25 protein-coding genes and 1 tRNA gene are annotated in these 26,047 nt (G+C 69.1%); 11 read left to right on the top strand and 15 right to left on the bottom strand.

From position 1 onward, the window contains the following. Positions 1–19 precede the first annotated feature (19 nt). Complete coding sequence (locus tag UG56_RS22315; protein ID WP_071327260.1) at positions 20–682, bottom strand: hypothetical protein; 663 nt, start codon at positions 680–682, stop codon at positions 20–22. An 81-nt stretch (positions 683–763) separates the two neighbouring features. Here UG56_RS22315 and UG56_RS22310 point away from each other — a divergent pair, with 81 nt between their 5' ends. After that, on the top strand, positions 764–1,339 hold the full coding sequence (locus UG56_RS22310) for a hypothetical protein (protein ID WP_045550392.1): 576 nt from the start codon (positions 764–766) through the stop codon (positions 1,337–1,339). 113 nt (positions 1,340–1,452) lie between these two features. On the opposite strand, the gene lysA is transcribed toward UG56_RS22310, so the two are convergent. After that, positions 1,453–2,841, bottom strand: coding sequence for a diaminopimelate decarboxylase (gene lysA, locus UG56_RS22305; protein ID WP_045550393.1), 1,389 nt, complete (start codon positions 2,839–2,841; stop codon positions 1,453–1,455). After that, positions 2,838–4,502 carry an arginine--tRNA ligase gene (gene argS / locus UG56_RS22300; protein ID WP_045550394.1) on the bottom strand — a complete coding sequence of 555 codons (1,665 nt, stop codon included), beginning with the start codon at positions 4,500–4,502 and terminating at the stop codon, positions 2,838–2,840. The genes lysA and argS overlap by 4 nt, the downstream gene beginning before the upstream one ends. A gap of 86 nt (positions 4,503–4,588) precedes the next feature. Between argS and UG56_RS22295 the strand changes: the two genes are divergently transcribed. Together UG56_RS22295 and UG56_RS22290 are read left to right on the top strand one after the other, a co-directional pair. Further along, a tRNA-Arg gene (locus tag UG56_RS22295) sits at positions 4,589–4,661 on the top strand. Between the two features lie 141 nt (positions 4,662–4,802). Further along, positions 4,803–5,909, top strand: a complete 1,107-nt coding sequence (locus UG56_RS22290; protein ID WP_052693922.1) for an AAA family ATPase — start codon at positions 4,803–4,805, stop codon at positions 5,907–5,909. A gap of 22 nt (positions 5,910–5,931) precedes the next feature. Here UG56_RS22290 and UG56_RS22285 read toward each other — a convergent pair whose 3' ends face one another. Then, the gene (locus tag UG56_RS22285; protein WP_045550395.1) at positions 5,932–6,138 is read right to left on the bottom strand and encodes a DUF4287 domain-containing protein; all 207 of its coding nucleotides are present in this window, start codon (positions 6,136–6,138) and stop codon (positions 5,932–5,934) included. Positions 6,139–6,271: 133 nt separating this feature from the next. Between UG56_RS22285 and UG56_RS22280 the strand changes: the two genes are divergently transcribed. Genes UG56_RS22280 through UG56_RS22270 form a run of 3 tightly spaced genes read left to right on the top strand, consistent with a single transcriptional unit; the run spans position 6,272 to position 7,565 of the window. Continuing rightward, positions 6,272–6,847, top strand: a complete 576-nt coding sequence (locus UG56_RS22280; RefSeq protein ID WP_084101433.1) for an acetoacetate decarboxylase family protein — start codon at positions 6,272–6,274, stop codon at positions 6,845–6,847. Positions 6,848–6,885: 38 nt separating this feature from the next. Further along, positions 6,886–7,233 (top strand): VOC family protein, encoded by a 348-nt coding sequence (locus UG56_RS22275; protein ID WP_045550396.1) that lies wholly within the window; start codon positions 6,886–6,888, stop codon positions 7,231–7,233. A gap of 53 nt (positions 7,234–7,286) precedes the next feature. Continuing rightward, on the top strand, positions 7,287–7,565 hold the full coding sequence (locus UG56_RS22270; RefSeq protein WP_045550397.1) for a MazG-like family protein: 279 nt from the start codon (positions 7,287–7,289) through the stop codon (positions 7,563–7,565). A 3-nt stretch (positions 7,566–7,568) separates the two neighbouring features. On the opposite strand, the gene UG56_RS22265 is transcribed toward UG56_RS22270, so the two are convergent. Beyond that, a complete protein-coding gene (locus tag UG56_RS22265) occupies positions 7,569–8,345 on the bottom strand; it encodes a lysophospholipid acyltransferase family protein (protein ID WP_045550398.1) in 777 nt (258 codons plus the stop codon). Positions 8,346–8,397: 52 nt separating this feature from the next. Here UG56_RS22265 and UG56_RS22260 point away from each other — a divergent pair, with 52 nt between their 5' ends. Continuing rightward, complete coding sequence (locus tag UG56_RS22260) at positions 8,398–9,258, top strand: alpha/beta fold hydrolase (protein ID WP_256206832.1); 861 nt, start codon at positions 8,398–8,400, stop codon at positions 9,256–9,258. Here UG56_RS22260 and UG56_RS22255 read toward each other — a convergent pair. Beyond that, the gene (locus tag UG56_RS22255) at positions 9,255–10,202 is read right to left on the bottom strand and encodes an LCP family protein (protein WP_045550400.1); all 948 of its coding nucleotides are present in this window, start codon (positions 10,200–10,202) and stop codon (positions 9,255–9,257) included. The two genes, UG56_RS22260 and UG56_RS22255, sit on opposite strands and share 4 nt — an antisense overlap. Beyond that, positions 10,199–10,864, bottom strand: a complete 666-nt coding sequence (locus tag UG56_RS22250; RefSeq protein WP_045550401.1) for a hypothetical protein — start codon at positions 10,862–10,864, stop codon at positions 10,199–10,201. The genes UG56_RS22255 and UG56_RS22250 overlap by 4 nt, the downstream gene beginning before the upstream one ends. A gap of 220 nt (positions 10,865–11,084) precedes the next feature. Here UG56_RS22250 and UG56_RS22245 point away from each other — a divergent pair, with 220 nt between their 5' ends. Further along, on the top strand, positions 11,085–14,831 hold the full coding sequence (locus UG56_RS22245) for a multifunctional oxoglutarate decarboxylase/oxoglutarate dehydrogenase thiamine pyrophosphate-binding subunit/dihydrolipoyllysine-residue succinyltransferase subunit (RefSeq protein ID WP_071327258.1): 3,747 nt from the start codon (positions 11,085–11,087) through the stop codon (positions 14,829–14,831). 56 nt (positions 14,832–14,887) lie between these two features. On the opposite strand, the gene UG56_RS22240 is transcribed toward UG56_RS22245, so the two are convergent. Further along, complete coding sequence (locus UG56_RS22240; RefSeq protein ID WP_045548777.1) at positions 14,888–17,059, bottom strand: MMPL family transporter; 2,172 nt, start codon at positions 17,057–17,059, stop codon at positions 14,888–14,890. Between the two features lie 85 nt (positions 17,060–17,144). Between UG56_RS22240 and UG56_RS22235 the strand changes: the two genes are divergently transcribed. Both UG56_RS22235 and UG56_RS28490 read left to right on the top strand, forming a co-directional pair. Beyond that, positions 17,145–17,831: a TetR/AcrR family transcriptional regulator gene (locus UG56_RS22235; RefSeq protein ID WP_218145264.1), complete on the top strand. Its 687-nt coding sequence runs from the start codon at positions 17,145–17,147 to the stop codon at positions 17,829–17,831. 12 nt (positions 17,832–17,843) lie between these two features. Beyond that, positions 17,844–18,020, top strand: a complete 177-nt coding sequence (locus tag UG56_RS28490; RefSeq protein WP_008362094.1) for a DUF6104 family protein — start codon at positions 17,844–17,846, stop codon at positions 18,018–18,020. Between the two features lie 86 nt (positions 18,021–18,106). Here the strand turns inward: UG56_RS28490 and UG56_RS22230 are convergent, their stop codons facing one another. Genes UG56_RS22230 through UG56_RS22220 form a run of 3 tightly spaced genes read right to left on the bottom strand, consistent with a single transcriptional unit; the run spans position 18,107 to position 20,582 of the window. Next, entirely contained in the window at positions 18,107–18,310 is a 204-nt protein-coding gene (locus UG56_RS22230) for a hypothetical protein (RefSeq protein ID WP_045548778.1), read from the bottom strand. Between the two features lie 26 nt (positions 18,311–18,336). Next, a complete protein-coding gene (locus UG56_RS22225; protein ID WP_045548779.1) occupies positions 18,337–19,461 on the bottom strand; it encodes a fatty acid desaturase family protein in 1,125 nt (374 codons plus the stop codon). Positions 19,462–19,487: 26 nt separating this feature from the next. Then, positions 19,488–20,582 carry a flavin reductase family protein gene (locus tag UG56_RS22220; protein ID WP_045548780.1) on the bottom strand — a complete coding sequence of 365 codons (1,095 nt, stop codon included), beginning with the start codon at positions 20,580–20,582 and terminating at the stop codon, positions 19,488–19,490. Positions 20,583–20,728: 146 nt separating this feature from the next. Here UG56_RS22220 and UG56_RS22215 point away from each other — a divergent pair, with 146 nt between their 5' ends. Continuing rightward, complete coding sequence (locus UG56_RS22215; protein ID WP_045548781.1) at positions 20,729–21,364, top strand: TetR family transcriptional regulator; 636 nt, start codon at positions 20,729–20,731, stop codon at positions 21,362–21,364. A 55-nt stretch (positions 21,365–21,419) separates the two neighbouring features. Here the strand turns inward: UG56_RS22215 and UG56_RS22210 are convergent, their stop codons facing one another. The 4 genes from UG56_RS22210 to UG56_RS22195 all read right to left on the bottom strand — a co-directional run bounded on the left by UG56_RS22210 (position 21,420) and on the right by UG56_RS22195 (position 25,976). Then, positions 21,420–22,958 carry an MDR family MFS transporter gene (locus UG56_RS22210; RefSeq protein ID WP_045548782.1) on the bottom strand — a complete coding sequence of 513 codons (1,539 nt, stop codon included), beginning with the start codon at positions 22,956–22,958 and terminating at the stop codon, positions 21,420–21,422. A gap of 188 nt (positions 22,959–23,146) precedes the next feature. Next, entirely contained in the window at positions 23,147–24,115 is a 969-nt protein-coding gene (locus UG56_RS22205) for a zinc-binding dehydrogenase (RefSeq protein ID WP_045548783.1), read from the bottom strand. 121 nt (positions 24,116–24,236) lie between these two features. Then, positions 24,237–25,436 (bottom strand): NAD(P)-dependent malic enzyme, encoded by a 1,200-nt coding sequence (locus UG56_RS22200; RefSeq protein ID WP_045548784.1) that lies wholly within the window; start codon positions 25,434–25,436, stop codon positions 24,237–24,239. Positions 25,437–25,601: 165 nt separating this feature from the next. Next, positions 25,602–25,976, bottom strand: coding sequence for a S24 family peptidase (locus UG56_RS22195; RefSeq protein ID WP_045548785.1), 375 nt, complete (start codon positions 25,974–25,976; stop codon positions 25,602–25,604). Positions 25,977–26,047: the final 71 nt, after the last annotated feature.

Below are 26,047 nucleotides of genomic sequence, written 5' to 3'. Positions count from 1 at the left end.
GCCTTGGATGAGCTCAGCCTCAGGCGAGCTCCGGGATCGGCCGGAGCACCGCGGCGACATCCCGCGCCAGGCGAACGCGGCGGAGCAGCTCCTCCGCGTCCGGCTCCACGTCGGTGGTGACGGTGATCGCGTCGTCGCGGGCCACCACCCACAGCCGCTCGTCGACGACGTGGCTGGCGAAGCGGGACAGCGCGCGCGATTGTTCCTCGTCGGCCGCGATGACCGCCCCGTCGGGCGTGGTCACGTTGGTCTTGGCCCGGAACTCCGGCGGGAAGAAGACCGGCGTCGGCACCCGGCCGGTGCCGGTGTTGCCCGATCCCGGCGAGAGCCCGATCATCGCGGCCGTCTTCGGCAGGTGGGCCGGAACCCGCACGACGACCCAGCGGGCCGGGCGCCAGGGACCCTTCCCGGGGGACGCCTTGCCGTGCCAGTACTCGACCAGGATCCCGTCGCAGGTGCCGTCGACGACGAGGTCGCAGCGCTCGGCGCGTACGTCCGGACCCAGCACCTCCCACCGCACCGGCCGCTGCGCCGCGGCCTTGCCGGACACCACGGACCAGCCGAACGTCTGCGCCGCCCGGGTCACGCTGTCGCGCCGTTCCTTCGTCAGCCGGGCGAAGGCCGCTCGCGGCGCCTGGGACGGCGCCGCGAGCGGTCCTTCTGAGTAGACCCCCCTCGGCATGCGGACCATCGTAGGCTCACGAACCCTCGGATTTCGGGAAGGCGAAACCGAATTTCCTGCTTCGCGCGGTTTGATGGGTGCGTGCTGTTCCCCAACGCCGACCTCGAACGCATCCGCACCGGCGAGGTCGATCTCGCCTTCCGCCGCTGGAAGCGCCCGATGCACGTCGCCGGCGGTCGGCAGCGCACCCGGATGGGCGTGGTCGAGTTCGTGTCGGTCGCACCCGTCTCCCCCGATTCGCTCACCGAGGACGATGCCCGCCGGGCGGGTACGACGCTCACGGACCTGCTGGCGTTCCTGTCCCGCAAGGACGGCGAGGTCTATCGGATCGAGATGCGCTACGCCGGGGAGGACGAGCGGGTCGCGCTGCGCGCCAAGCGCCCGGGGAAGAAGGAGACCGACGCGCTGGTCGCCAAGCTCGCCGACATGGACCGGCGCAGCCGCCGTGGCCCGTGGACGCAGGAGCATCTCGAGCTCATCGAGGCCCGTCCTGGCGAGCTGGCCGAGACCATCGCGGCCTCGATCGGGCGCGAGAAGAAACCGTTCAAGGCCGATATCCGCCGGCTCAAGGAGCTCGGCCTCACCGAGTCCCTCCCCGTCGGTTACCGCCTCTCGCCGCGTGGGCGGGCGGTCCTCCGGGCACTTCGCCCCAGCTGAGGCGTCACCCCCGTCGGCCGAGACGTCACCCCGGTCGGCCGAGACGTCACTCCCGTCGGTCGAGTGGACAATCCGATGCCCACTCGACCGACGCAGCCGACGCCTCGACCGGGCTAGCCCATGTCCGTGGCGAAGAGGTCGTCCTCGGTCTCGCGCCGGACGATGACGCGGGACTCGCCGTCGCGGACCGCGACGACCGGGGGCCGCAGGGCGTGGTTGTAGTTGGAGGCCATCGAGCGTCCGTACGCACCGGTGCCGGGGACCGCGATCAGGTCGCCGGGAGCGATGTCGGCGGGCAGGAACTCGTGCTTGACGACGATGTCGCCGGCCTCGCAGTGCTTGCCGACCACACGACCGAGCACCGGCCCGGCGGATGAGGCCCGCCCGGCGAGGGTGGCGGAGTAATCGGCGTCGTAGAGAGCCGTGCGGATGTTGTCGCTCATCCCGCCGTCGACGCTGACGTAGGTGCGCGTCACGCCGCCGTCGAGGGCGACCTCCTTGACCGTGCCGACCGTGTAGACGGTGCACATCGAGGGGCCGACGATGGCCCGGCCCGGCTCGATCGAGAGGTGCGGCACCGCGAGTCCGAAGCCGCGGCACTCGTGCTCGACGATCGCGGTGAGCTCCTCGGCCAGGGCCTTGGGCGTCGAGGGGTCGTCCTGGGTGGTGTAGGCGATGCCGAAGCCACCACCGAGGTCCATCTCGGGCAGCTCGGTGCCGAGCTCGTCCCGGATCCGGGCCTGCAGCGCCAGCACCCGACGGGCCGCGACCTCGAACCCGGAGGAGTCGAAGATCTGGGACCCGATGTGGGAGTGGAGACCGCGCAGCTCGACGTTCGGGGCGTCGAGGAGGCGGCGTACGGCCTCGAAGGCGTCGCCCGAGGAGATCGAGAAGCCGAACTTCTGGTCCTCGTGGGCGGTGGCGATGTATTCGTGCGTGTGGGCCTCGACGCCGGCGGTGACCCGCACCATCACGCTCGCGGTGATGCCGGTCTCGGCGGCGATCGCGGCGACCCGCTCGACCTCGGCGAAGGAGTCGACGATGATCCGCCCGACGCCGGCCACGATCGCCCGGCGCAGCTCCATCGGCGTCTTGTTGTTGCCGTGGTAGCCGATCTTCGCCGGGTCGACCTCGGCCCGCAGCGCGACGGAGAGCTCGCCGTTGGAGCACACGTCGAGGCAGAGCCCCTCCTGCGCCACCCAGCGCGCCACCTCGGTGCACAGGAACGCCTTGCCGGCGTAGTAGACGTCGTAGCCGGTGAACGCGTCACGGAACGCGCGGGCGCGCTCGCGGAAGTCGGCCTCGTCCAGGACGTACGCAGGTGTGTTGATGTTCGCGACCAGGTCGGGCACCGCGACGCCGCCGACGGTGAGGACGCCGTTCGCATCCTTCTCGGCCGTCGCCGACCACAGCGCGGGGACGAGGGCGTTGACGTCCTCCGGGGTCTTCAGCCACACCGGCGAGGTGCCGGTGAACGAGCCCGGCGATGCGTGCGCGCTCACATCCGCTCCGGGGCGGAGACGCCGAGCAGCCCGAGGCCGTTGGCGAAGACGGTGCGGGCGGCGGAGACGAGCGCCAGCCGGGCCAGGTTGACGGGAGCCACCGGCTCGTCGCCCTTGGGCAGCATGCGGCAGTCGTCATCGTCGTACCAACGGTGGAAGATCCCGGCGGTGTCCTCCAGGTAGCGGGCGACCCGGTGGGGCTCGCGCAGCTCGGCGGCGGTCGCGACCACACGCGGCAGCTCGGCCAGGGCGCGCAGCAGCTCGCCCTCGCGCTCGTGGGTGAGCAGCGACGGGTCGAAGGTGTCGAGGTCGATCCCCATGCCGAGGTCGGCCGCGTTGGCCATCATCCGGCAGGTGCGCGCGTGGACGTACTGCACGTAGTAGACCGGGTTGGCGCTGTCGGCCTTGGCCCACAGGTCCAGGTCGATGTCGATGTTGGAGTCGCTGGAGTAGCGGGCCAGCGCGTAGCGGGCGGCGTCCACACCGATCGCCTCGACGATGTCGTCGATGGTGACCACGGTGCCGGCACGCTTCGACATCCGCATCGGCTGGCCGTCCTTGAGGAGGTTGACCATCTGGCCGATCAGGATCTCGAGGTTCTCGTGGGGCGTGTCGCCGAACGCGGCGCACATCGCCATCATCCGGCCGACGTAGCCGTGGTGATCCGCGCCCAGCATGATGAAGCAGCGGTCGAAGCCGCGCTCGCGCTTGTCGAGGTAGTAGGCGAGGTCGCCGGAGAAGTAGGCCCCGTTGCCGTCGGCCTTGATGACGACGCGGTCCTTGTCGTCACCGAACTTCTCCGTGGCCAGCCAGATCGCGCCGTCCTTCTCGTAGACGTTGCCGAGCTCGCGGAGCTTCTCGATGGCGCGCTCGACGGCACCGGACTTGTGGAGGTTGTCCTCGTGGAAGTAGACGTCGAAGTCGACGTTGAAGTCGTGCAGGCTCTTCTTGATCTCCGCGAACATCAGCTCCACGCCGATCGCACGGAAGACCTCCTGCGGGTCGTCGGCCTCGAGCGCGTTCGGCTCCTTGGCCAGGACCTGCTTGGCGATCTCCTCGATGTACGCCCCGCCGTAGCCGTCCTCCGGCACCGGCTTGCCCTGGGCCCAGGCCAGGAGTGAGCGGGCGAAGCGGTCGATCTGGCCGCCGTGGTCGTTGAAGTAGTACTCCCGGGTGACCTCGGCGCCGGACGCCTCCAGGACACGGCCCAGCGCGTCGCCGACCGCGGCCCAGCGGACGCCACCGAGGTGCAGCGGGCCGGTCGGGTTGGCGGAGACGAACTCCAGGTTGATGTTGTGACCCTTGAAGGAGTCGTTGTTGCCGTACGCCGCACCGGCGGCGACGATCTCGCCCGCCAGCTTGCCCTGGGCGCCGGCCTCGACGGAGATGTTCAGGAACCCGGGACCGGCGATCTCGACGTCGGCGATCCCGTCGGTCGCCTTCAGCTTCTCGGCGACCTGCTCCCCCAGCGCGCGCGGGTTCATCCCCGCCTTCTTGGCCAGCTGCAGCGCCACGTTGGTGGCGTAGTCGCCATGGCCCTTCTGCCTGGGTCGCTCCACCGTGACAGTGCTCGGAACGCCGTCGGGAAGGGTGATCGCACCCTCATCGACGAGCGCGGTGAGGACATCGACGACCGCGGTGGAAAGCTGCTCAGGAGTCACGGGGTCCAGCGTATAAGCGCCAGTCGGTTTCACCGTTATCCGTCCCAGCCTGTAGGGTTCCATCTGCACCGCTCAGGTGGTGCACTGCCTCCGTAGCTCAGGGGATAGAGCGCCGGTTTCCGGTACCGTAGGCCGCAGGTTCGATTCCTGCCGGGGGCACAGTTGGAACCGCTGGGTGACCAGCGGTTTCTTTCATTTCGCCAGACACCGGCGCGCAGCCGATGACGCTGGCGTCACGACAAACCGCTCGAAGAGCGTCGGTGGTCGCCCGTAGAGTCATCGCGACTACGGAGGAAGACCTTGCAGAGCATCCGCGAAACCGGCCTCGACGTTCGCGTCGACACCACTGACCACGATCTCGTCGAGGCCGCGACGCTGGCAGACATCGTCGAGGGCCTGCGTAGCCGAGCCCTGAACCGGTCGACCGCCGTGAGCAGGGACTTCCCCGCCCCGATCGAGGAGATCGTGCCGTCAGGCTTCACTGTCATCCGGACGGACAGGCGCAGCCACTTCGCCTTCGTCTACGCCACCGCGGAGGGCGCTGCCCTGGCGATCCGTGTCACCGGACGCACGACCGCCACGGTCTATACCGACACCGATGAGCGCCTGCTCGACGTGACCAACAGCGTCGCCGCCCTGCTGGCCGCCCACGAGCCGCCCGAGTCCGACGAGCTCGACGTCAAGGTCTGGGCCGAGGGCTTCAAGGGCGATTTCGACTCGCTGCACATCCCGAAGGAGCCGTGGGAGAGCAACCGGCGTAACTATGCACGCGCGACTGCCCGCGATCTCGACTCCCTCATGGAGCTCTCCGCGCCCCCGACGGGAGGCAAGCTGCTGCTCTGGTACGGCGCGCCCGGCACGGGGAAGAGCCATGCCGTGACCAGCCTCGCGTCAGCGTGGGCGCCGTGGTGCGAGACCCACCTCGTCACCGACGCCGAGCAGTTCTTCACCGATCCGACCTACCTCCGCTCCATCGTGGAGTCCGGGCCGATCCGGAACGTTCCCCACTTCCTTCAGGCCTACGCGGACCAGGACACCAGCAAGCCCCCGAAGGCGAAGCTGATCGTGTGCGAGGACGCCGACGAGTACCTCCGCGTCGATGCCCGCGAACGCTCCGGGCCCGCCCTCGGGCGGCTGCTCAACCTCACCGACGGCCTCTATGGACGGGACCGCGACTGCTACGTCCTGCTCACAACCAACGACGACATCGCTCGACTTCACCCGGCGGTCGTTCGTCCCGGCCGCTGCCTCTCGCAGGTTGAATTCGCCCCACTCCCCGCGGCCGAGGCCCGGGCGTGGGCGGGCGACAGCTCGGTAACCCACGACATGACCATCGCCGAGCTGTTCGCTCGTCAGGGCGGCAATCGCGTCGAGACCACCACCGACCGCATCGGCGCCTACCTCTAGTGCTCGACGGCGCCCGGACAGCTCAGCGTCCCTCGGCGAACGTGTGGGCGACGAGGGCGTTGGCGTGACCGTGCCCGAGGCCGTACTCGGTCTTCAGGTGCGCCACGATCTGCATGTGCTTGGTGATCCCGCAGTCGCGGACGATCTGCTGCCACTCCGCGATCGGGCGGCCGTACTTCTTCTCGATGGACGGGAAGTAGGAGGCGGGGCCCTTCACCTGGTCGGTCATCTCTGGTCTCCTTGGTAGATCGTGGCGACGATCGCCACACGCCTACGCGTCGAACCGGGCATGACTGCTTCGACACGGACCAACCAAGAATTCGGGAGACTTCGTGACCAGCTATCCCCCAGCCCCTTGGCACATGCACGGATCGATGTGGCTCTCGGTCTTCCGGCTCGCCCACGACGTCGACGAGCGGCACCCGAAGGGGATCTATGCCGTCGCGCTGGTCGACTACACCGAGCCGAGCCCGCTGACCTACCACGAGCTCCTCTCCGCCCGGGTGATCACCGCATCCAACGGGAAGAAGGCGGTGAGCGTGGTCGACATCTGGGTCGACTCCCCGGACTCGGTGGCCGGCGGCCGTACGTTGTGGGCGATCCCGAAGGGGCTGGCCAAGTTCAGCGGGGAGTCGTCGGCCCAGGGACCGCTCGCGGCCCACACCTGGGAGACGAGCCACGACGAGGGGCCCATCGCGACGGCGAAGTTCAGCGACATCACGCAGCTCGCTCCTCGCCTCCCGATGCGGGGCAGCGTCGAGCAGCCCGGCATCGAGGAGCACCCCGACACCGCCTGGCTCACCATGAAGGGTGGCGCCAAGCTTCTGCCCGCCCGCGGCAGCTGGACCTTCGACCCCGCCGGCCCGCTCGCCTATCTCCGCGAGGCCACCAAGATCGGCTCGTTCCGCGGCAAGGACTTCGAGATCGCCTTCGGCTGAGGCTGGAGTGTCGGTGGTCGCGAGTAGCGTCGACGGGCATGAATGCACTCCACATCGACTACCTCGAGCTCGCGGTCACCGACCTCCCCGCCTCCCGCGCCTTCTACGAGTCCGCCTTCGGCTGGTCCTTCAACGACTACGGCGGGATGTACGCCGGGATCGTCGGCCCCGACGGCAAGGACGAGAACGGCGGGATGTATGCCTCCGAGACCCCGGTCGCCCCGCTGCCGCTGCTCCGTACGACCGACCTGGAGGCCGCGGTGGCGGCTGTCGAGAAGGCCGGCGGGACGATCACCGAACCGCCCTACGACTACCCCGGCGGGCGCCGATTCATCTTCACCGATCCGTCCGGAAACCGGCTCGGCGTCTACCAACCGGCCGCATAAGTAAATATCTAGGGCTCGACCGGATTGCATGGTCCGCCCTAGACTCCGACCGCATGACCGACGCTACGCCGGCTCTGCTCGCGTATCTGTCCCGGTGGCTCGACGAGTCCCAGGGCGATCGCGACGCCGAAGCCGTTCTCTGGGGGAGAGTCGCGAAGGTGAGCGAAGAGGCCGGCGAAGCCATCGCCGCACTCGTCGGAGCCACCGGCCAGAATCCCCGAATGCGCCCACTCTGGGGCAACACCCACAGCTACGACGACGTCGTCGATGAGCTCCTCGATGTTGCGATCACCGCGATGACGGCGGCCGAGCCCGCCGGCGTGACCACCTAGCGACTAAGCCCTCTTCTTGTCGGCGGACCGCTTCGCAGCCTTCCGCTGAGCGCGAAGCCTGCGCTCCTCGGCGTACATCGCCTCGGCCTCCTCGAGGGTCGGGGCCGAGCCGCCATAAGCCTGGGGCAGCCACCACGAACCCGGGGGCTGCTCCTCGGCCGGGTGCGCCTTGATCAGCCGGTCGAGCATGGCCTCCATCTGCGACTTGAGCGCTGCCGTCTCCGCGGCCGGGTCCTCACCGGTCACCGGGAGCGGCGGGCCGATCTCGATGCCGATCGTCTTGTGGCGCGAGAGGTCGACCTTCTGGCCCTTGGTCATGATCCGCTGGGTGCCCCACAGCACGACGGGGATCAGCGGTACGCCTGCCTCGGCGGCGATGCGTACGGTGCCGGTCTTGAGGTCCTTGATCAGGAAGGAGCGCGAGATCGTGGCCTCGGGGAAGATCCCGACGATCTCACCGTTCTGGAGGTACTCGACGGCCTTCTTCATGCCCGCGGCGCCGTAGCTGCGGTCGATCGGGATGTGGTGGAACGAGCGCATCACCGGGCCGCCGACGGGGTGGTCGAAGACCTCCTTCTTGGCGATGAACCGGGTCAGCCGGCCGCGCTCGGCACCGGGGAACCCGGCCATGATGTAGTCGACGAACGAGAGGTGGTTGACCGCCAGCAGGGCACCGCCCTTCTCGGGGATGTGCTCCGCACCGGTCATGTTGATCTTGATGTCGCCGAGCTTGAACCAGGTGCGGGCCGCGGCGATCGTGACCGGATAGCTGATGTCCATGGGGCGAATCGTGTCACGTCGGCTTGAACGTCGCCCGACTAGCCTCGCCGGTGTGAGCAGGCTTTACGTGACGACGTCCGACGGGCTCCGGCTGGCCGTCACCGACTTCGGGTCCCCCGGCGACGCCCGCCCCACGCTGGTCTGCGTGCACGGCTACCCCGACAACGCCAGCGTGTGGCTCCCGCTGGTCCGGATCCTCGGCAGCGACCTGCGGATCGTGACCTATGACGTACGCGGCCACGGCAGCTCGCAGGCCCCGGCCGCCCGGGAGGGATATCTGATCGAGCAGCTCAACGCTGACCTGCAGTCGGTCATCGACGCGGTCAGCCCGTCGGCGCCGGTGCACCTGCTCGGCCACGACTGGGGCTCGACCCAGACCTGGGAGGCGGTCGCCGGCAACGTACCGTCCGAGCGGATCGCCACCTTCACCTCGATCTCGGGGCCGAGCCTGGACCAGACCGGAGCCTGGCTGCGTACGCCCGGCCGGACCGCCCGCGGCGTCCTCGAGCGGCTCAAGCAGGGCGCCGGGTCGACCTACATCGGCTTCTTCCAGGCCCCGCTGGTCCCCGAGCTCGCCTGGCGCTCCGGCGTCCTCGACCGGATCGTCGGCGGGTCGGCCGTCGACCGCACCCGGGCCGACCGGATCAACGGCCTCGAGCTCTACCGCGCCAACGCGATCGCCCGGATGGGCCGCCCGCAGCCACGGCCGGTCACGGTCCCCGTCCAGGTCATCGCACCGGTCGGCGACGCCTACGTCAGCCGCGCGCTGGCGGCCGAGGCCCCGGCGCCGTACGTCGCGGACCTGACGGTCCGCGAGGTCGACGGCTCGCACTGGGTGGTCGCCGACCATCCGGAGCGGGTCGCGCCGCTGGTGCGCGACTTCGTCCTGGCCCGGAACCATCCCCGGCGCTAGCCCCGGCAGCCGCGGTTGAGCCGGCCGTCGTTGCGCGCGTCGTCGCCCATCGCCCGGGCCGCCCCGACGTTGGGGAAGACGACGCTGGCCGCGCCGGCGTTGCCGATCCCGCCGGGAACGACACACGTGCGGACCTTCGATGGGTTGATCGCGGCGACGGCGCTGGCGAGCTGGTAGAGGTCACGAGCGGAGAGTCCGGTGGTGTGCATCTTCCGCATCACCAGGGAGACACCCTTGGCCATGAAGCCCACGTCGTGCTGCCGGGCGACGATCTTGCGGTGGAGGCCACGGATGATCCGGGACTGGTTGGCCGAGCGGTCGAAGTCACCGTTGGCCAGGCCGTGCCGGGCACGCGCGAAGTCGACCGAATGAGGGCCGCTGATGTGGATCCGGCCCTTCTTGAAGCCGTAGGGGGCGACGTACGCATCGGTGAACGCGCGCGGGTTGTCGACGTCGACGCCGCCGACCCCGATCACCATGTCGCTCATCCCGGAGAAGGAGGTGACGAAGACGTACTGCGGCTGGACGCCGACCAGGTTGCCGACGGCGCGACCCATCAGCTTCGGGCCACCGTAGAGCAGCGCCGAGTTGATCTTGTCGCGGCCGTGGCCGGGGATGTTGACGTAGGAGTCGCGCGGGATGCTGATGTCGGTCGCGTAGCCCGAGGACGGGTTGAAGCCGATCAGGTGCAGCGCGTCGCCGCGGGTGCGGGTGACCTTCTGGCCGGGGCGGGCGTCCGAGCCGACGGCGAGGACCCAGATGGTGCCGCCCTTGCGGGTGAACTTGGCGACGTCGAGGCCCTTGGCCCACTTGGTCGCGATCAGCTCCGCGCGCGGCTCGGCGACCTCGGCGTCCGGGACCAGGACGGCGGTCAGCGCGAGCACCACGCCGAGGGCGAGCGTGGTCAGCAGGCGGCGGCGTACGAACGTGCTCAGGCGGCTCACGACTTGTCTCCCGACGGGCTCGGCGAGGCGGAGGCGGTCGTGGCCAGCTTCTCCTCGCGGGTGATGTTGAAGCCGAAGACGGCCCAGGAGGTCTTGGTCGGCACCATGTCGAGGGTGCCTCGGACGGTCTGGCGCGACTCGCGCTCGCCCGTGGTGTCGTAGACCAGACGGACCCGCGCGACCGCGCCGACCGGATAGTTGTTGTTGGCCAGCAGATCGACGTGGACGTCGCTGGCGACCACGTCGACCCCGTCGATGTGCGGAGCGATCGTGGCGTTGCTCATCAGGCTCATCTGCTTGCCCGCCTGGGCGATGGTGCCCTGGGTGAAGCCGGGGAAGGACTTCGCGGTGAAGGTGGAGGTCGCGCGCGGGTAGTCGCCCCCGACGTACGCGGCCTGCAGCCAGCGGTCGACGACCTCGGCCACGTTGGCGGCGACCGCCTGGTGCCGGCTCCTGGGGAACTTGCCCTGCACGTGGACGAGCTTCGCGGCCGACTTCACGGTGGGCGGCGGGGTCGGCGACGGGGACGGCGAGGCGGCCGGTTTCTCGGCGTCACCACCGCATCCGGTGAGCGCCACGGCGCCGCTCAGGACCGCCGCCGTGAGTGCCGTTGCGACCCGCCGGCTGGTCGACCAGCGGGGCTTCGTACTGCTGCTCGTCATGTGGGGAATCCACCTCATCGACCTGCTCCGGGACCGGCCCACCATACGCACATCGACCCGGGTTGCAAGTCCACCCGGTAGGTAACGCAAGATGTGGGACGGATTACATCCTGTCCACAGGTGGAACCTGCGTCGGGCATTTACGTGTTCGTGGGGATAGCCTTGCCCGTGGGCAACCCATTTCTTACAGTGCGAAAATTCGGAAGAGGCGAATCAAGCCGTGTCCTCAGGCACCCCGTCCCCCAACACTGCCGACATCCCCGCGGAATTCGGCGCCAACGAGTGGCTGGTCGAGGAGATGTACGACCAGTACACGAAGGATCCCAGCAGTGTTGACCCCGTGTGGGTGAAGTTCTTCGAGACCAACGGACAGCCTGGAGCGTCGCCGAACGGCGCCGCCGCCCCGGCCACGCCCGCCGCCGCTCCCGCAGCCAAGGCTCCGGTCTCCCCCGCGCCGGCCAACACGCCCGCGCCGACCACCCCCGCATCGGCCGAGGCTCCGGCCGCCAAGGCGGCGCCGGCCCCGAAGGCCAAGCCGCGCCCGGACGCGCAGGCCGCCGAGCCCGCCAAGGGCACCGCGACGCCCACCCCCAAGGACGCCCCGAAGCCGACCGCCGTCGCCGTCACCGACGAGCCGACCTACACCACGCTGCGCGGCATCCCCGCCGCCACCGCGAAGAACATGGACGTGTCGCTCTCGGTGCCGACCGCGACCTCCGTGCGCAACATGCCGGTCAAGCTGCTGTGGGACAACCGCACCGTCATCAACAACCACCTCAAGCGCGCCCGCGGCGGCAAGGTCTCCTTCACCCACCTCATCGGCTACGCCATCATCAAGGCGATCAAGGCGATGCCGGCGATGAACAACACCTACGCCGAGATCGACGGCAAGCCGACCATGGTGACCCCGCCGCACATCAACCTCGGTCTGGCCATCGACCAGCAGAAGAAGGACGGCACCCGCCAGCTCGTCGCGCCCTCCATCAAGGGCTGCGAGCTGATGGACTTCGCCGGCTTCTGGACGGCCTACGAGGACATCGTCCGCAAGGCCAAGGACAACAAGCTGTCCATGTCCGACTACTCCGGCACCACGGTCAGCCTGACCAACGTCGGCGGCATCGGCACCAACAACTCGGTGCCGCGGCTGATGCAGGGCCAGGCCGCCATCATCGGCGTCGGCTCGATGGACTACCCGCCCGAGTTCCAGGGCGCCTCGCCCTCGAAGCTCGCCCAGAACGCGGTCTCGCGGATCATGACGATGACCTCGACGTACGACCACCGGGTCATCCAGGGTGCGCAGTCCGGCGAGTTCCTGGCCACCGTGCACAAGCTGCTGCTCGGCGAGAACGACTTCTACGACGAGATCTTCGCCTCCCTGCGGATCCCCTACGAGCCGATCCGCTGGAACCAGGACATCGACACCACCCACGACGACCAGATCTCCAAGCAGGTCAAGGTCGGCGAGATCATCCACGCCCACCGCGTGCGTGGTCACATGATGGCCGACACCGACCCGCTCGAATACAAGCAGCGCTCGCACCCCGACCTGCAGATCGAGTCGCACGGCCTGACCCTGTGGGACCTCGACCGCGAGTTCCCGGTCGGCTCCTTCGCCGGCGGCCGCAAGCCGTTCATGAAGCTGCGCGAGATCCTCGGTGTCCTGCGTGACTCCTACGTGCGCACGACCGGCATCGAGTACATGCACATCCAGGACCCCGAGCAGCGCCGGTGGATCCAGGACCGCGTCGAGCGGCCCTACGACAAGACCCCGCGCCAGGAGCAGCTCCGGATCCTGTCGAAGCTCAACGAGGCCGAGGCCTTCGAGACCTTCCTGCAGACCAAGTTCGTCGGCCAGAAGCGGTTCTCCCTCGAGGGCGGCGAGACCGCGATCCCGGTGATCGACGAGGTCTGCGAGGCCGCTGCCGAGGCCGGTCTGGACGAGGTCACGATCGGCATGGCCCACCGCGGTCGCCTCAACGTGCTCGCCAACATCGTCGGCAAGTCCTACAACCAGATCTTCCGCGAGTTCGAGGGCAACATCGACCCGCGCACGGTCCAGGGCTCCGGCGACGTGAAGTACCACCTCGGTGCCGAGGGTGAGTTCCTCTCCGACCTGGGTGACACGATCAAGGTCTCCGTCGCCGCGAACCCGTCCCACCTCGAGACCGTCGACCCGGTCCTGGAGGGCATCGCCCGCGCCAAGCAGGACGTGCTCGACCAGGGCGCGGTCTTCCCGGTCCTGCCGCTGCTGGTCCACGGTGACGCGGCCTTCGCCGGCCAGGGTGTGGTCGCGGAGACGCTCAACCTGTCCCAGCTGCGCGGCTACCGCACCGGTGGCACCGTCCACCTGGTCATCAACAACCAGGTCGGCTTCACCACCTCGCCGGGCTCCTCCAGGTCCTCCCTCTACGCGACCGACGTCGCGCGGATGGTCCAGGCGCCGATCTTCCACGTGAACGGCGACGACCCCGAGGCCTGCGTGCGGGTCGCGCGGCTCGCCTTCGAATACCGCCAGGCGTTCAACAAGGACGTCGTCATCGACCTCATCTGCTACCGCCGCCGCGGTCACAACGAGGGCGACGACCCGTCGTTCACCCAGCCGATGATGTACGACCTGATCGAGCAGAAGCGCTCGGTCCGCAAGCTCTACACCGAGTCGCTGATCGGTCGTGGTGACATCACGATCGAGGAGGCGGAGCAGGTGCTGGCCGCCTACCAGGCTCGCCTGGAGCAGGTCTTCACCGAGGTGCGCGAGGCCGACAAGATGCCGCAGGCCTGGGAGACCGTCCCGGACTACCCCGAGAAGCCTGCCGGCGAGACCGTCACCGCGATCACCAACGACGTGCTGAAGCGGATCGCGGATGCGTACGTCACCCCGCCGGAGGGCTTCACGGTCCACCCGAAGGTGATGCCGCAGCTGCAGCGTCGCGCGACCGCGATCACCGAGGGCAACATCGACTGGGGCACCGGCGAGATCCTCGCCTTCGGCTCGCTCCTGCTCGACGGCCGCCCGGTGCGTCTGGCCGGTCAGGACTCGCGTCGCGGCACCTTCGCCTCGCGCTTCGCCACGATCATCGACCGCAAGAACGCCGACGAGTGGACACCGCTGAACAACCTCACCGAGGAGCAGGCGAAGTTCTACGTCTACGACTCGCTTCTCTCGGAGTACGCCGCGCTCGGCTTCGAGTACGGCTACTCGGTCGCGCGCCCCGAGGCGCTGGTCATGTGGGAGGCGCAGTTCGGTGACTTCGTCAACGGCGCCCAGTCGGTGATCGACGAGTACATCTCGGCCGGCAAGACCAAGTGGGGTCAGGACTCCGGTGTCGTGCTGCTGCTGCCGCACGGCTACGAGGGTCAGGGTGCCGACCACTCCTCGGCGCGCATCGAGCGGTTCCTCACGCTGTGTGCCGACGAGGCCATGGTCGTGGCTCAGCCCTCGACCCCGGCGTCCTACTTCCACCTGCTGCGTACGCACACCCTCGGTGCCGAGCACCGTCCGCTGATCGTCTTCACCCCGAAGTCGATGCTGCGCCGCAAGGAGGCTGCCTCGCAGCCCGCCGACTTCACCTCGGGCTCGTTCCAGGCAGTCATCGGCGACGCCGAGGCGGACGCCTCGAAGGTCACCAGCGTCCTGCTGGTCTCCGGCCGCCTGACCTGGGACCTCGTGGTCGAGCGCAAGAAGCGGAACCGCGAGGACGTCGCGATCGTCCGCGTCGAGCAGCTCTACCCGTGGCCGACCGAGCAGCTCGCCGCCGAGCTCGCGAAGTACCCCAACGCCAAGGTCAAGTGGGTCCAGGACGAGCCCTTCAACCAGGGTCCGTGGCCGAGCTACTACCTCAACGTGGTCCCCGAGCTGGGCCGCGAGGTCGAGCCGGTCACCCGCCCGGCCTCCTCCACCACCGCCGTCGGCACCATCAAGCGGCACACGGTCGAGCAGAAGGAGCTCATCGAGCGCGCCTTCGCCTGATCCGTAGACACGAAAGGGCCCCTCGGTGTTCGCACCGAGGGGCCCTTTCGTACGTCCTAGGCCGGGACCGGGACCGGCTCCTCGCTCAGCCCGACCTTCGTGTGGAGGCGTCGCAGCGGGCGCGGCGCCCACCAGGCGGCTTCGCCGAGCATCCGCATGGCCGCCGGGAGCAGGATGCCGCGGATCAGCACGGCGTCGATGAGGATCGCCAGCCCGACGCCGAGCCCGAAGAACTTCATGAAGCTGATGTCGCTGACCATGAAGGCGAAGAAGCTGGTCGCGATCAGGGCGGCGGCCGTGGTGACGATCCGGCCGGTGTGAGCCAGGCCCTGCACGACCGCGTCGACGTTGCCCAGCCCCCGGCGGCGCATCTCGGTGATCCGGCCGAGCACGAAGACCTCGTAGTCCATCGACAGGCCGAACGCGATCACCAGCAGCAGGACGACCATCGAGACGTTGAGCGGCATCGCGGTGAAGCCGAGGAGATCGGCACCGAAGCCCTCCTGGAAGATCGCCACGGTCGTCCCGACGGTCGCGCCGAGCCCGATGACGTTGAGCGCCAGCGCCCGCAGCGGCTGGACCAGGCTGCCGGTGAACAGGAACAGGATCACGATCATCGCGACGGCCAGCCCGCCGACGGCGTACGGCAGCTTGGCGCTGATCGCGTCGAGCGAGTCGAGCAGCTCCGCGGCGCCGCCGCCGACGAGCGCGGTGGTGCCCTCCGGCGACGGGACGGCGCGTACGTCACGGACCAGGTCGCGCGCCTCCTCGGACTGGCGGTCGAGCTGGTTGACGACGGCCAGCTCGTCCGCGCCGTCACCGGGCGGGAGGGCCGGTGTCTTCGAGACGAGGGCGCCGTCGACGTACGTCCCGACGCGGGTGTCGACACGGTCGACGTCGTGGATCCGGGAGAGGTCGGCGGCGTAGGTGCCGAGGCTGTCGTCGGCGACGGCCGAGGTGGTCACGACACGGATGGGGCTGGTGCCATCCCCGCCGAACTCGTCGCGGAGCAGATCGCCGGCCTGACGGCTGCCTGCGGATGGCGGGAGGACCCGGTCGTCGGGGGTACCGAACTCGATGCCGGCCAGGGGCGTGGCCATCGCGAGCAGGACGGCGACGACGGGGAGCGCGACCCAGGGCCGCTTGGTGACGAAGCCGGCCAGGCGGGTCCAGAACGGGGCGGCACCACCGCGCAGGCCGCGCACGCCGGGGACGCGGATGGCGTCGATCCGGTCGCCCAGGAGCGTGATCATGGCGGGGAGCAGGACGACCGCGACGACGGCGGTGATGACCATGACCCCGATGCCGGCGTACGCCGAGGAGCGCAGGAAGTAGAGCGGGAAGACGAGCAGCGAGGCCAGTGAGACCGCGACCGTCGTGGCGCTGAAGACGATGGTCCGGCCGGCGGTCTCCACGGCGCGCACGACGGCGTCGGCGTGTTCCACGCCGGCGGCTCGCTCCTCACGGACCCTGGCCACCATCAGCAGCCCGTAGTCCACCGCGAGACCGAGCCCGAGGCCGGTCGTCAGGTTGAGGGCATAGATGGAGACGTCGGTGAAGCTGCCGAGCACCGAGAGCTCGGCGAAGGTGCCGGCGATGGCGAACCCACCGACCCCGATCGTGACGACTGCGGCGACCACGTTGCCGAAGGCGAGCACCAGCAGCGCGATCATCAGCGGGATCGCGATCGCCTCGGCGAGACCGAGGTCGGCTCCGATCTGGGTGCCGACCTCCTCGAAGGTCGCGAGCTGGCCGCCGACGTGGACCGTTGTGCCACCGTCGGTCGCGGTGTCGTCGGTGTAGCGGTCGATCACCGCGGCGGAGTCGACGCTGTCGGGGTTCTTCGCGCCGACGGAGATCAGTCCATGGCTGCCGTCATCCGAGATCATGCCGGGCCCGGGGGCGTCGAGGTAGGAGACGACATCGGTCAGGTCGTCATCGGCGCGGAGGCGGTTCACGAGCGCTTGGGCGTCCTTGGCTGCGGCGCCCTCGGTCACCGTGCCGTCGGCGGCGCTGACGGTCAGGAGGAACCCGGCCTCGTTGCCGAAGCCCTCCTCCAGCGCGGTGGCCGCGCGGCTGCTCTCCGAGGCGGGGTCGTCGAAGCCGGCGTCGTCGAGCTTGCCGAAGGCCGAGGTGGCCAGGTAGATCGCGCCGAGGAGGGCGACCAGGCCGATCACCAGGACCCGGCGCGGATTTCGCACCACGAGGGTGCCGAGTCGGTGGAACATGAGTCCTCCAGAGGAATGTGGGCAGGTGTAAACTTTGCAGGTGTTAACTTTCCCTCCGATGTGGGCAGGTGTCAACATGAATTCCGTGAAATCCTCAGAGAGCTCGGACGAGGGCGGCCGGCCCTACCACCACGGCGACCTCCGCAACGCACTGGTCGAGGCGGCCGCGACGCTCGCCGAGGAGGGCGGTCCCGACGCGGTGACGATCCGGGCCGCGGCGCGCGCGGTCGGCGTGACCCCGACCGCGACCTACCGCCACTTCGCCAACCAGGCCGACCTGCTCGACGCCGCCAAGCACGAGGCGATGGACCGCCTGGCCGCGACGATCCTCGACCTCCTGGCCGCCGAGAAACCGGCACCACATCCGGCCGAGGCCGCGGTGCAGCGCCTTGCCGCTGCCGGGCGTGGCTACGTCCACTTCGCGCTCGCCCAGCCCGGCCTGTTCCGCACCGCCTTCCTCCGTCCCCACACCGGAGAGGAGCATCCCTCCGAAGAGATCTCCGCGATGCTCGCCGACGCCCCGCCCTACGCCTTCCTCACCACCGCGCTGGACGACCTCGTCGACGCCGGCTGGCTCGCCCCCGAGCTCCGTCCGAACGCCGAGACCGCGGCCTGGTCCACCGTCCACGGCCTCGCGGTCCTGTTCATCGACGGCCCCTACCGTGCCCTCGGCGACGCTGAGCGCGACCAGCTCATCAACGTCACGCTCGGCATGGTCGTACGCGGCCTCTCCGGCGGCCCGGCCTCCGACTCACCGCTGAACGCAGAATGAAAGACTGAGCCCATGTACTTCACCGACCGCGGCATCGAGGAGCTCGTCACCCGTCGGGGCGACGAGGAGGTCACCCTCGCCTGGCTGGCTGAGCAGCTCCAGGCATTCGTCGACGTACACCCCGAGCACGAGACCGCCATCGAGCGGCTCGCCACCTGGCTGGCCCGGCTCGACGACCCCGAGGACTGAGTCCCGAGACGTCACGTGCGCCGGTCGAGTTGGCACGTACGTGCCAACTCGACCGGCGCAACTGACGTCTCGGCCGACGCGGGTGACTACTCGTCGAGGTCCTTCTCGGCTCGCTTCGCCGCGGCGCGAAGCTCGAAGAGCTCGGTGGCGAGGCCGCCGATAGCGCCGGCCACGTCACGTACGGCGCCGGTAATGATGACCGCGACCTGGCCGACGGTGGTCGCGGTGACCTCGACGGCGCTCTGGGCGACATCCTTGCGGATCTCGTTCTTGCTCAGCTCGGGCTCCATGACAACCCATTGTGGCTGGTCAGGGGTCATGCCGCGACCCCCTCGAGCGCGGGAGCGGCCCCGACACCCTCGGCAGCAGGGCGCTTGCGGTCGGGAAGGGCGTACCGGCAGATCTTCTTGAAGACACCCCACAGCTGCTGGTGCAGCGGACCGGTGTTGTAGGCGAGGCCGTAGCGCGAGCAGATCTCGCGGACCTCCTCGGCGATCTCCGGGTAGCGGCGCGCGGGTAGGTCGGGGAAGAGGTGGTGCTCGATCTGGTGCGACAGGTTCCCGGACATGATGTGGAAGATGCGGCCGCCGGTGATGTTGGCGGAGCCGAGGAGCTGGCGGTAGTACCAGTGACCCTGGGTCTCGTCCTCGCACTCCTCCTGCGAGAAGGAGGCGACGCCGGCCGGGAAGTGGCCGCAGAAGATGATGTTGAACGCCCAGATGTTGCGTACCAGGTTCGCGACACCGTTGCCGACGAACGTCAGCGGCGCCAGCGGACCGGAGAGCAGCGGGAACAGGACGTAGTCCTTCAGCGCCTGGCGCTTGACCTTCTTCATCAGGCCGCGGTGCAGCTCGGCGTTGTCGGCGAACGTGCGCTTGCCCGCGACGAGGTTCTCGACCTCGAGGTCATGCATCGCGACGCCCCACTCGAAGAAGATCATCAGCAGGAACGCGTAGATCGGGTTGCCCAGGAAGTAGGGGTGCCACTTCTGGTCCTCGTCCATGCGCAGGATCCCGTAGCCGATGTCGCGGTCCTTGCCGAGGACGTTGGTGAAGGTGTGGTGGATGTAGTTGTGGGAGTACTTCCACTGGTCGGAAGGGCAGACGTTGTCCCACTCGAACATGCGCGAGTTGAGGTCGGGGTCGCCCATCCAGTCGTACTGGCCGTGCATGACGTTGTGCCCGATCTCCATGTTGTCGAGGATCTTGGAGATCGACAGACAGGCGACGGCGGGAACCCAGCCGATCACGGGCAGATAGAAGAGCGCGCGGCCGGCGATCTCGAAGGCGCGCTGCTTCTTGACGATGTCGTAGATGTACGCCGAGTCCTTCTCGCCCAGGTCGGCGACGATCCGCTGGCGGATGGCGTCCATCTCGGCGCCGAAGGCTTCGAGCTCCTCGGCGGAGAGGCGGCGGTTGCCGGTGTTCTCAACGGTGGTCATGAGAGGTGTCTCCTTGGGGGGAATCGTCAGAGGTCCACGGAGCAGTCGCCCTCGGGCGTGCTCACGCAGATCCGGATCTGTTCGTCGGGGAGCTCGGAGGTCTCGCCGGTCAGCACGTTGCGGACCCGTCCGGAGCTCTTGTTGGTCGTGCAGGAGAAGCAGATCCCCATTCGGCAGCCGGACTCGGGGGTCAGCCCCGCGGCCTCGGCCTGGTCGAGGATCGTGGCGCCGTCGTTGGCGACGGTCTTGCCGGTGCGCGCGAACTCCATCTCGCCGCCGGCCACGCCGGCGGTCTTCGGCGGCTTGAAGTACTCCACCTTCAGCGACTCCGTACCAACGTACGCAGCCTGGGCCGCCTCGATGAGCGACGCCGGCCCGCAGGCCCACGTCGGCACCTCGCGGTAGCCCGGGACGAGCTTCTCCAGGAGCGCCGGGGAGAGATAGGGCGCCCCGTCGCCGGTGTGGAGAAGGTGCAGGTCGACGCCGTGGCCCTGGTGCCGGATCTCCTCGAGCTCGTCGGCGAAGATCTGGCGGTCGGCGCTGGGTGCCCAGTGCAGGAAGGTGACCTTGCCCCGGTGCGTACGCCGCTGCAGGGAGCGCAGCATCGACATCACCGGGGTGATGCCGGAGCCGCCCGAGATCAGGATGATGTGCTCGGGCACCCGGTCAGGAAGGACGAAGTCGCCCTCGGCCTGGGACAGGTGCACGAGGGTGCCGACGGTCGCCCGCTCGGTCAGGTACTTGGAGATGCTGTAGGGCGTCGCGTGCTCGTCGTCGTGGGCGCGCACCGTGATGGTGAGGGGCTCACCCGCCTTGCCCTCGGTGTTGGACACGGTGAAGACGCGGGTGGTGCGGCGGCCCTCCCCCGTGTCGATGCCGACGGTGACGTGCTGGCCGGCGCGGTGACCGCGCCAGGTCGAGGTGGGCTGAAGAGTCACGGTCGCCACCCGGGGCGCGCCGGGCGCGCTGACCTCCGGGTGGATGTCGGTGATGCGGGCACGCACCTCGTGCGCGGCCAGCATCGGGTTGATCTGGGTCAGATAGCGGTCGATGCCGTGCGGTGAGGCGAGCGCCGCAACCGTGCGGGAGCGGAGGATCCGGCCGCCGAGGTCGAGTGCCATGTGTTTCGCCTTTCAGTGAACATCTGTACACCGACAACGATGGCGGGTCACCCCAGCACGCGTCAAGACACCGCGCACGTGGTCCAGATCACGGTGTACAGGTGTGCACCTGACATCTCATGCGCTTCTGCCCCTAGGATGGTCAGGTGATCGAGACGGGAGCCGAGCCGGAGAGCCGTGCGGAGCGCAAGCTCCGGACCCGGCGAGCGATCCTGGACGCGACGCTGGAGCTGTGCGCCGACAGCTCGCTGACGGCGCTGTCCCTACGACAGGTCGCCAAGCAGGTCGGCATCGTGCCGACCGCGTTCTACCGCCACTTCGACTCCATCGAGTCGCTCGGGCTGGCACTGGTCGAGGAGTCCTTCGACTCGCTGCGCGACCTCTTCCGCGACGTACGCCGCAACGCGCGGGCCGACAACGACGTCGTCGACGGCTCGATCGATGCCCTCGTCGACCACGTCCACCGGCGCCGGGACCACTTCGGGTTCATCGCCCGCGAGCGTGTCGCCGGGCCGCGTTCGGTGCGTGAGGCCATCCGGCGCGAGATCGAGCTCTGCGAGCGCGAGCTGGCCACCGACCTGGCGCTGATGACCGGCACCGACACCTGGACCGCCAAGGACCTGCACGTGCTCTCGTCGCTGTTCGTGACCGTCCTGGTCGCCACCGCCGAGCAGATCGTCTCCACCGCCCGCCCCGAGCAGGAGGAGCAGATCGTCGCCACCGTGCGCACGCAGCTGAGGATGCTGCTGATCGGCGTCTATCAGTGGCGCTCGGAAGCGTAGGAATACCCGGTTAACCGGGTATTCCTACGCTTCCATCACTGAGCAGACGTACGCCTCAGCAGCCACACACCGCAGGCTCGAGCCCGTGCTCGCACAGCTCGGCGAGCTCGGCGTCCAGATCCGCGGCAGGCTCCTCTTGAGACTCCTCGGCGTGCTCTCCATGGCCCCCGTGCCCCTCGGCCCGGGCGGGCAGCAGCACGGCCATCACGACCACGATGAGAGCCAGCCCGGCGCTGACCAGGAACGCGGCCTGCAGGCCGCTCACGTGAGCCTCGACGGCGCCGACCTTGTCGACGACCTGGTCGCTGCGTACGGACATCACGGTCACCGCCAGGGCGGTGCCGAACGCGGCAGAGACCTGCTGCAGCGTGCCCAGGATCGAGGAGCCGTGGGAGTAGAGGTGCATCGGCAGCGACCCGAGGCCGAGCGTGAAGACCGGGGTGAAGGCCGAGGCCAGGCTGACCATCAGCACGATGTGCAGCACCAGCACGAGCCAGTAGGGCGTGGTGAGCGAGATCTGCGAGAGCCCGCCGAGAGCGACCACGATGCCGACGGAGCCCGGGATGACCAGCACCCGGCCGCCGTACGCGTCGAAGATCCGCCCCACGGTCGGCCCGAGGAGACCCATGGCGAGACCGCCCGGCATCACCAGGAGACCGGTGAGCAGCGGGGAGAGCCCGCGCACGTTCTGCAGGTAGAGCGGCAGCAGGATCATCGAGCCCATCATCGCCAGGAAGGCGATCGACATCAGGACCAGCGACTTGGTGAAGGTGCCGTGCAGGAACGCGCGCAGGTCGAGCAGCGGCGATCCGGTGCGCTGCAGCCGGAGCTGACGGAGCACGAACCCGAGGATCAGCACCGCACCGACGGCGGCGATCAGCAGCGGGATCCCGACCTCACCCTCGGCGAACCGGCTGAGCCCGTAGACGAGCGACCCGAACCCGAGCGCGGCGATGACCACCGACGCCCAGTCGACGCTCGACTCGGCGGGCTCGTTGACGTTCTCCAGGCGGCGCAGGCCGGACCACGCGACCAGGACGGCGATCGGCAGGACCAGCAGGAAGAGCAGCCGCCACGAGCCGAAGCCGAGGATCAGCCCGGACAGCGTCGGCCCGAGCGCCGGCGCGACCGAGATGGCCATGGTGACGTTGCCCATCACCCGGCCACGGTCGCTCTCGTCGACCACCGTCATCAGCGTCGTCATCAGCAGCGGCATCATCACCGCGGTGCCGGCCGCCTGGATGACCCGGCCGGCGAGCAGGATGCCGAACACGGGCGCGATCGCGGAGATCAGGGTGCCGGCGATGAAGACCCCCATCGCCGTGGCGTACGCCGTCCTGGTCGTCACCCGCTGCAGGAACCAGCCGGTCACCGGGATCACCGACGCCATGGTCAGCATGAACGCGGTCGAGACCCACTGGGCGGCGTGCTCGGTGACCTCGAAGCTCTTCATCAGGTTCGGGATCGCGTTGAGCATGATCGTCTCGTTGAGGATCACCACGAAGGTGGCCAGCACGAGCAGGGTGATGACGGCAGGAGTACGCCGCTTCTCACCGTCGAGTGGACGATGCGATGTTGTGACGGCAGCAGTCATGACGAGTTCCTCGGGTCGTACGCAGGGGCCCGGTGCCGCCCGCTCTCATACATAGATCGAACGGGCGGTGCCGATTTCGACATCACGCCACGAGAAACTTTTCGAGCCCCCCGGCAGTGACACTCAATGGTCCCTTGCTGAACCGGGGAGAGTCGAACGATATTCCGTACGTCACACGGCAGCCGGCCTCAGAGGGTGAAGACGACCTTCCCGAAGAGGTCACCCGCGTGCATCGCCTCGAAGCCGGCCTTGGCCTCGGTCAGCGGCATGGTGCGGTCGATCAGCGGGCGGGTGCCGGTCGCCTCGAGCAACGAGACCAGGCTCGCCAGCTCGTTGCGGGTGCCCATCGTGGAGCCGATCACCTTGAGCTGCAGGAAGAAGATGTTGGTGAGCAGCGCGTCGTCGAGGTTCGGACCCGACGTGGTGCCGCTGATGATGATCGCGCCGCCCGGACGCAGCGAGCGGACCGAGTGCGTCCAGGTCGCCCGGCCGACGGTCTCGATCACGGCGTCGACCTTGACCGGCAGCCTCTCCCCCGAGGCCAGGGCCTCGTGGGCACCGAGCTCGAGGGCGCGCTTCTGCTTCGCCTCGTCGCGCGAGGTGGCGTAGACCTTCAGGCCGGCCGCGCGCGCGAGCGTGATCGCCGCGGTCGCGACCCCGCCGCCGGCGCCCTGGATCAGCACCGAGTCGCCGGCCTTGAGCCCGCCCTGGGTGAACAGCATCCGGTAGGCCGTCAGCCAGGCCGTCGGCAGGCACGCGGCCTCCTCGAACGACATCCCGGCCGGCTTCGCCACGACGTTGCGACGCGGCACGATCACCTTCTCGGCGAAGGTGCCCTGGTGGCGCTCGGAGAGCAGCGACCGCTTCGGGTCGAGGGTCTCATCACCGGTCCAGTCGGGCGAGGAGATCACCGAGTGGACCACGACCTCGTTGCCGTCCTCGTCGAGCCCGGCGGCATCGCAGCCGAGGATCATCGGCAGCGCCTCGGCCTTCAGCCCGACCCCCTGCAGCGACCACAGGTCGTGGTGGTTGAGCGAGGCCGCCTTGACGGTGACCGTCGTCCACCCGTCCGGTGCTACCGGCTCGGGCCGCTCCCCCAGCACGAGGCCGGAGATCGGGTCGTCGGATGAGAACTTCTCGGCGTAGGCAGCGAACATGCGCCCGACCTTACCGATCCCTACGGCTCCTCGATCAAGGTACGCAGATGGCGGAACGCGTCCCCGGCGGAGCTCCGCCGGGGACGCGTGACGTCGCCTGCATCCCGTGCCGAAGGAACGCTCAGGCCCGAGCGACCCCGTCGACCCGAGCAGCCTCGGCGACCGCAGCGGAGACGGCGGGACCGACGCGCGGGTCGAACGGCTCCGGGATGATCTTGTCGGCGGAGAGCTCATCGCCGACCAGCGCGGCCAGCGCCTGGGCGGCAGCGAGCTTCATGCCCTCGGTGATCGAGGAGGCGTGCACGTCGATGGCGCCCCGGAAGATGCCGGGGAAGGCGAGGACGTTGTTGATCTGGTTGGGGAAGTCCGAGCGACCGGTGGCGACGATGCTGGCGTACTTGTGCGCGACGTCGGGGTGGATCTCGGGGTTCGGGTTGGCCATCGCGAAGACGATCGCGTCGTCCGCCATGGTCGCGACGAGCTCCTCGGGGACCGTGCCGCCGGAGACACCGACGTAGACGTCGGCGCCGTCGAGCGCGTCGGCCAGCGAGCCGGCCCGGCCCGTGACGTCCGCGGTCACCTCGGCGATCGCCTTCTTCGAGGCGGTCAGGTCCGAGCGGGTCGAGGAGATGACGCCCTTGCGGTCGAGCAGCGCGAGGTCCTTGATGCCGAACTCGAGCAGGATCTTGGCGACCGCCACGCCGGCGGCGCCGGCGCCGGAGATGACCACGCGGGTCGACTCCGGGTTGCGGCCGGTCAGCTTCAGCGCGTTCATCAGCGCGGCCAGGGTGACCACGGCGGTGCCGTGCTGGTCGTCGTGGAAGACCGGGATGTCGAGCGCCTCCTTGAGGCGGTCCTCGATCTCGAAGCAGCGCGGCGCGGAGATGTCCTCCAGGTTGATCCCGCCGAACGACGGCGCCATCCGGATGACGGTCTCGACGATCTCGTCGACGTCGGTGGTGTCCAGGCAGATCGGGATGGAGTCGACGCCGCCGAACTCCTTGAACAGCACCGCCTTGCCCTCCATCACCGGCATCGCGGCGGCCGGACCGATGTCGCCCAGACCGAGCACCGCGGTGCCGTCGGTCACGACCGCGACGGTGTTGGGCACCCAGGTGTAGGTGTGGGCCAGCTCGGGCTGCTCGGCGATCGCGGTGCACACCCGGGCGACACCGGGGGTGTAGGCCATCGACAGCGAAGCCTTGTCGGAGACCGATGCGGTCGCCGCGATCGCCATCTTGCCGCCGCGGTGCAGCTCGAACACCGGGTCGCCGTCATAGGCGGTGGCGGCGGTCTCGGTGGACAGGGTGGACTCGGTCATTGGGGGGCCTCCAGAAAACTACGGACTCGGGACGTCGGGCGGTCGAACGCGAGCCGAAGGGTGGAGCCGCGCAAGGCGCCATCTACAGGGATGTGTTGCCCGGATGGCAGTTTCCCACAGGCTACCGGAGGAAGCGGTTGATGTTTCCTACAGGTGACGAACCCCTCATCTGGAGTCTTCATGCAGAGAAGCACCCAGGACCCCGGGACGCGGCCACAGCCGGCCCACCACGACCCCGAGCACATCGGCATCCGCGACGGGCCCGCGGTGACGCGAGTCGATCACCCCGGGAACCGCCGGGTTGTCCGAGAGCAGCCACCACCCGGAGCGGCCGGATGCGGTCGTACGCCGCTCCACCGCCCGCTTCACCACGACCGCCCCGTCGGCCAGGCGGGCCACGACGACACACCCGGCCACCGGCGTACGTCCGTAGGAGACCCACAACCGGTCCCCGGCCCGCAGCGTGGGCTCCATCGAGACCCCCACGACCTTCGCCATCCCCCAGGAGTGTCGGGGTGCCCTGGCCGCGGTGTCATCCATGCGGAGTAGTGTCGCAATCCGTAGGACACATGAACACTCTTTGAGAGGACCCGCATGTTCGCGCGACTTTT

Source organism: Nocardioides luteus (genome assembly GCF_000960475.2).
Lineage (GTDB): Bacteria > Actinomycetota > Actinomycetes > Propionibacteriales > Nocardioidaceae > Nocardioides > Nocardioides luteus_A.
Note: the sequence above shows the minus strand (reverse complement) of the source record. Positions and strands in the feature narration are given on the sequence as shown.

Bases quoted from the DNA above. Each gene is read 5' to 3' on its own strand.
- UG56_RS22315 (WP_071327260.1), bottom strand. From the start codon at position 682: ATGCCGAGGGGGGTCTACTCAGAAGGACCGCTCGCGGCGCCGTCCCAG.
- UG56_RS22285 (WP_045550395.1), bottom strand. From the start codon at position 6,138: ATGACCGACCAGGTGAAGGGCCCCGCCTCCTACTTCCCGTCCATCGAG.
- UG56_RS22280 (WP_084101433.1), top strand. From the start codon at position 6,272: ATGCACGGATCGATGTGGCTCTCGGTCTTCCGGCTCGCCCACGACGTC.
- UG56_RS22275 (WP_045550396.1), top strand. From the start codon at position 6,886: ATGAATGCACTCCACATCGACTACCTCGAGCTCGCGGTCACCGACCTC.
- UG56_RS22270 (WP_045550397.1), top strand. From the start codon at position 7,287: ATGACCGACGCTACGCCGGCTCTGCTCGCGTATCTGTCCCGGTGGCTC.
- UG56_RS22265 (WP_045550398.1), bottom strand. From the start codon at position 8,345: ATGGACATCAGCTATCCGGTCACGATCGCCGCGGCCCGCACCTGGTTC.
- UG56_RS22250 (WP_045550401.1), bottom strand. From the start codon at position 10,864: ATGACGAGCAGCAGTACGAAGCCCCGCTGGTCGACCAGCCGGCGGGTC.
- UG56_RS22240 (WP_045548777.1), bottom strand. From the start codon at position 17,059: ATGTTCCACCGACTCGGCACCCTCGTGGTGCGAAATCCGCGCCGGGTC.
- UG56_RS28490 (WP_008362094.1), top strand. From the start codon at position 17,844: ATGTACTTCACCGACCGCGGCATCGAGGAGCTCGTCACCCGTCGGGGC.
- UG56_RS22230 (WP_045548778.1), bottom strand. From the start codon at position 18,310: ATGGAGCCCGAGCTGAGCAAGAACGAGATCCGCAAGGATGTCGCCCAG.
- UG56_RS22225 (WP_045548779.1), bottom strand. From the start codon at position 19,461: ATGACCACCGTTGAGAACACCGGCAACCGCCGCCTCTCCGCCGAGGAG.
- UG56_RS22220 (WP_045548780.1), bottom strand. From the start codon at position 20,582: ATGGCACTCGACCTCGGCGGCCGGATCCTCCGCTCCCGCACGGTTGCG.
- UG56_RS22210 (WP_045548782.1), bottom strand. From the start codon at position 22,958: ATGACTGCTGCCGTCACAACATCGCATCGTCCACTCGACGGTGAGAAG.
- UG56_RS22205 (WP_045548783.1), bottom strand. From the start codon at position 24,115: ATGTTCGCTGCCTACGCCGAGAAGTTCTCATCCGACGACCCGATCTCC.
- UG56_RS22200 (WP_045548784.1), bottom strand. From the start codon at position 25,436: ATGACCGAGTCCACCCTGTCCACCGAGACCGCCGCCACCGCCTATGAC.
- UG56_RS22195 (WP_045548785.1), bottom strand. From the start codon at position 25,976: ATGGATGACACCGCGGCCAGGGCACCCCGACACTCCTGGGGGATGGCG.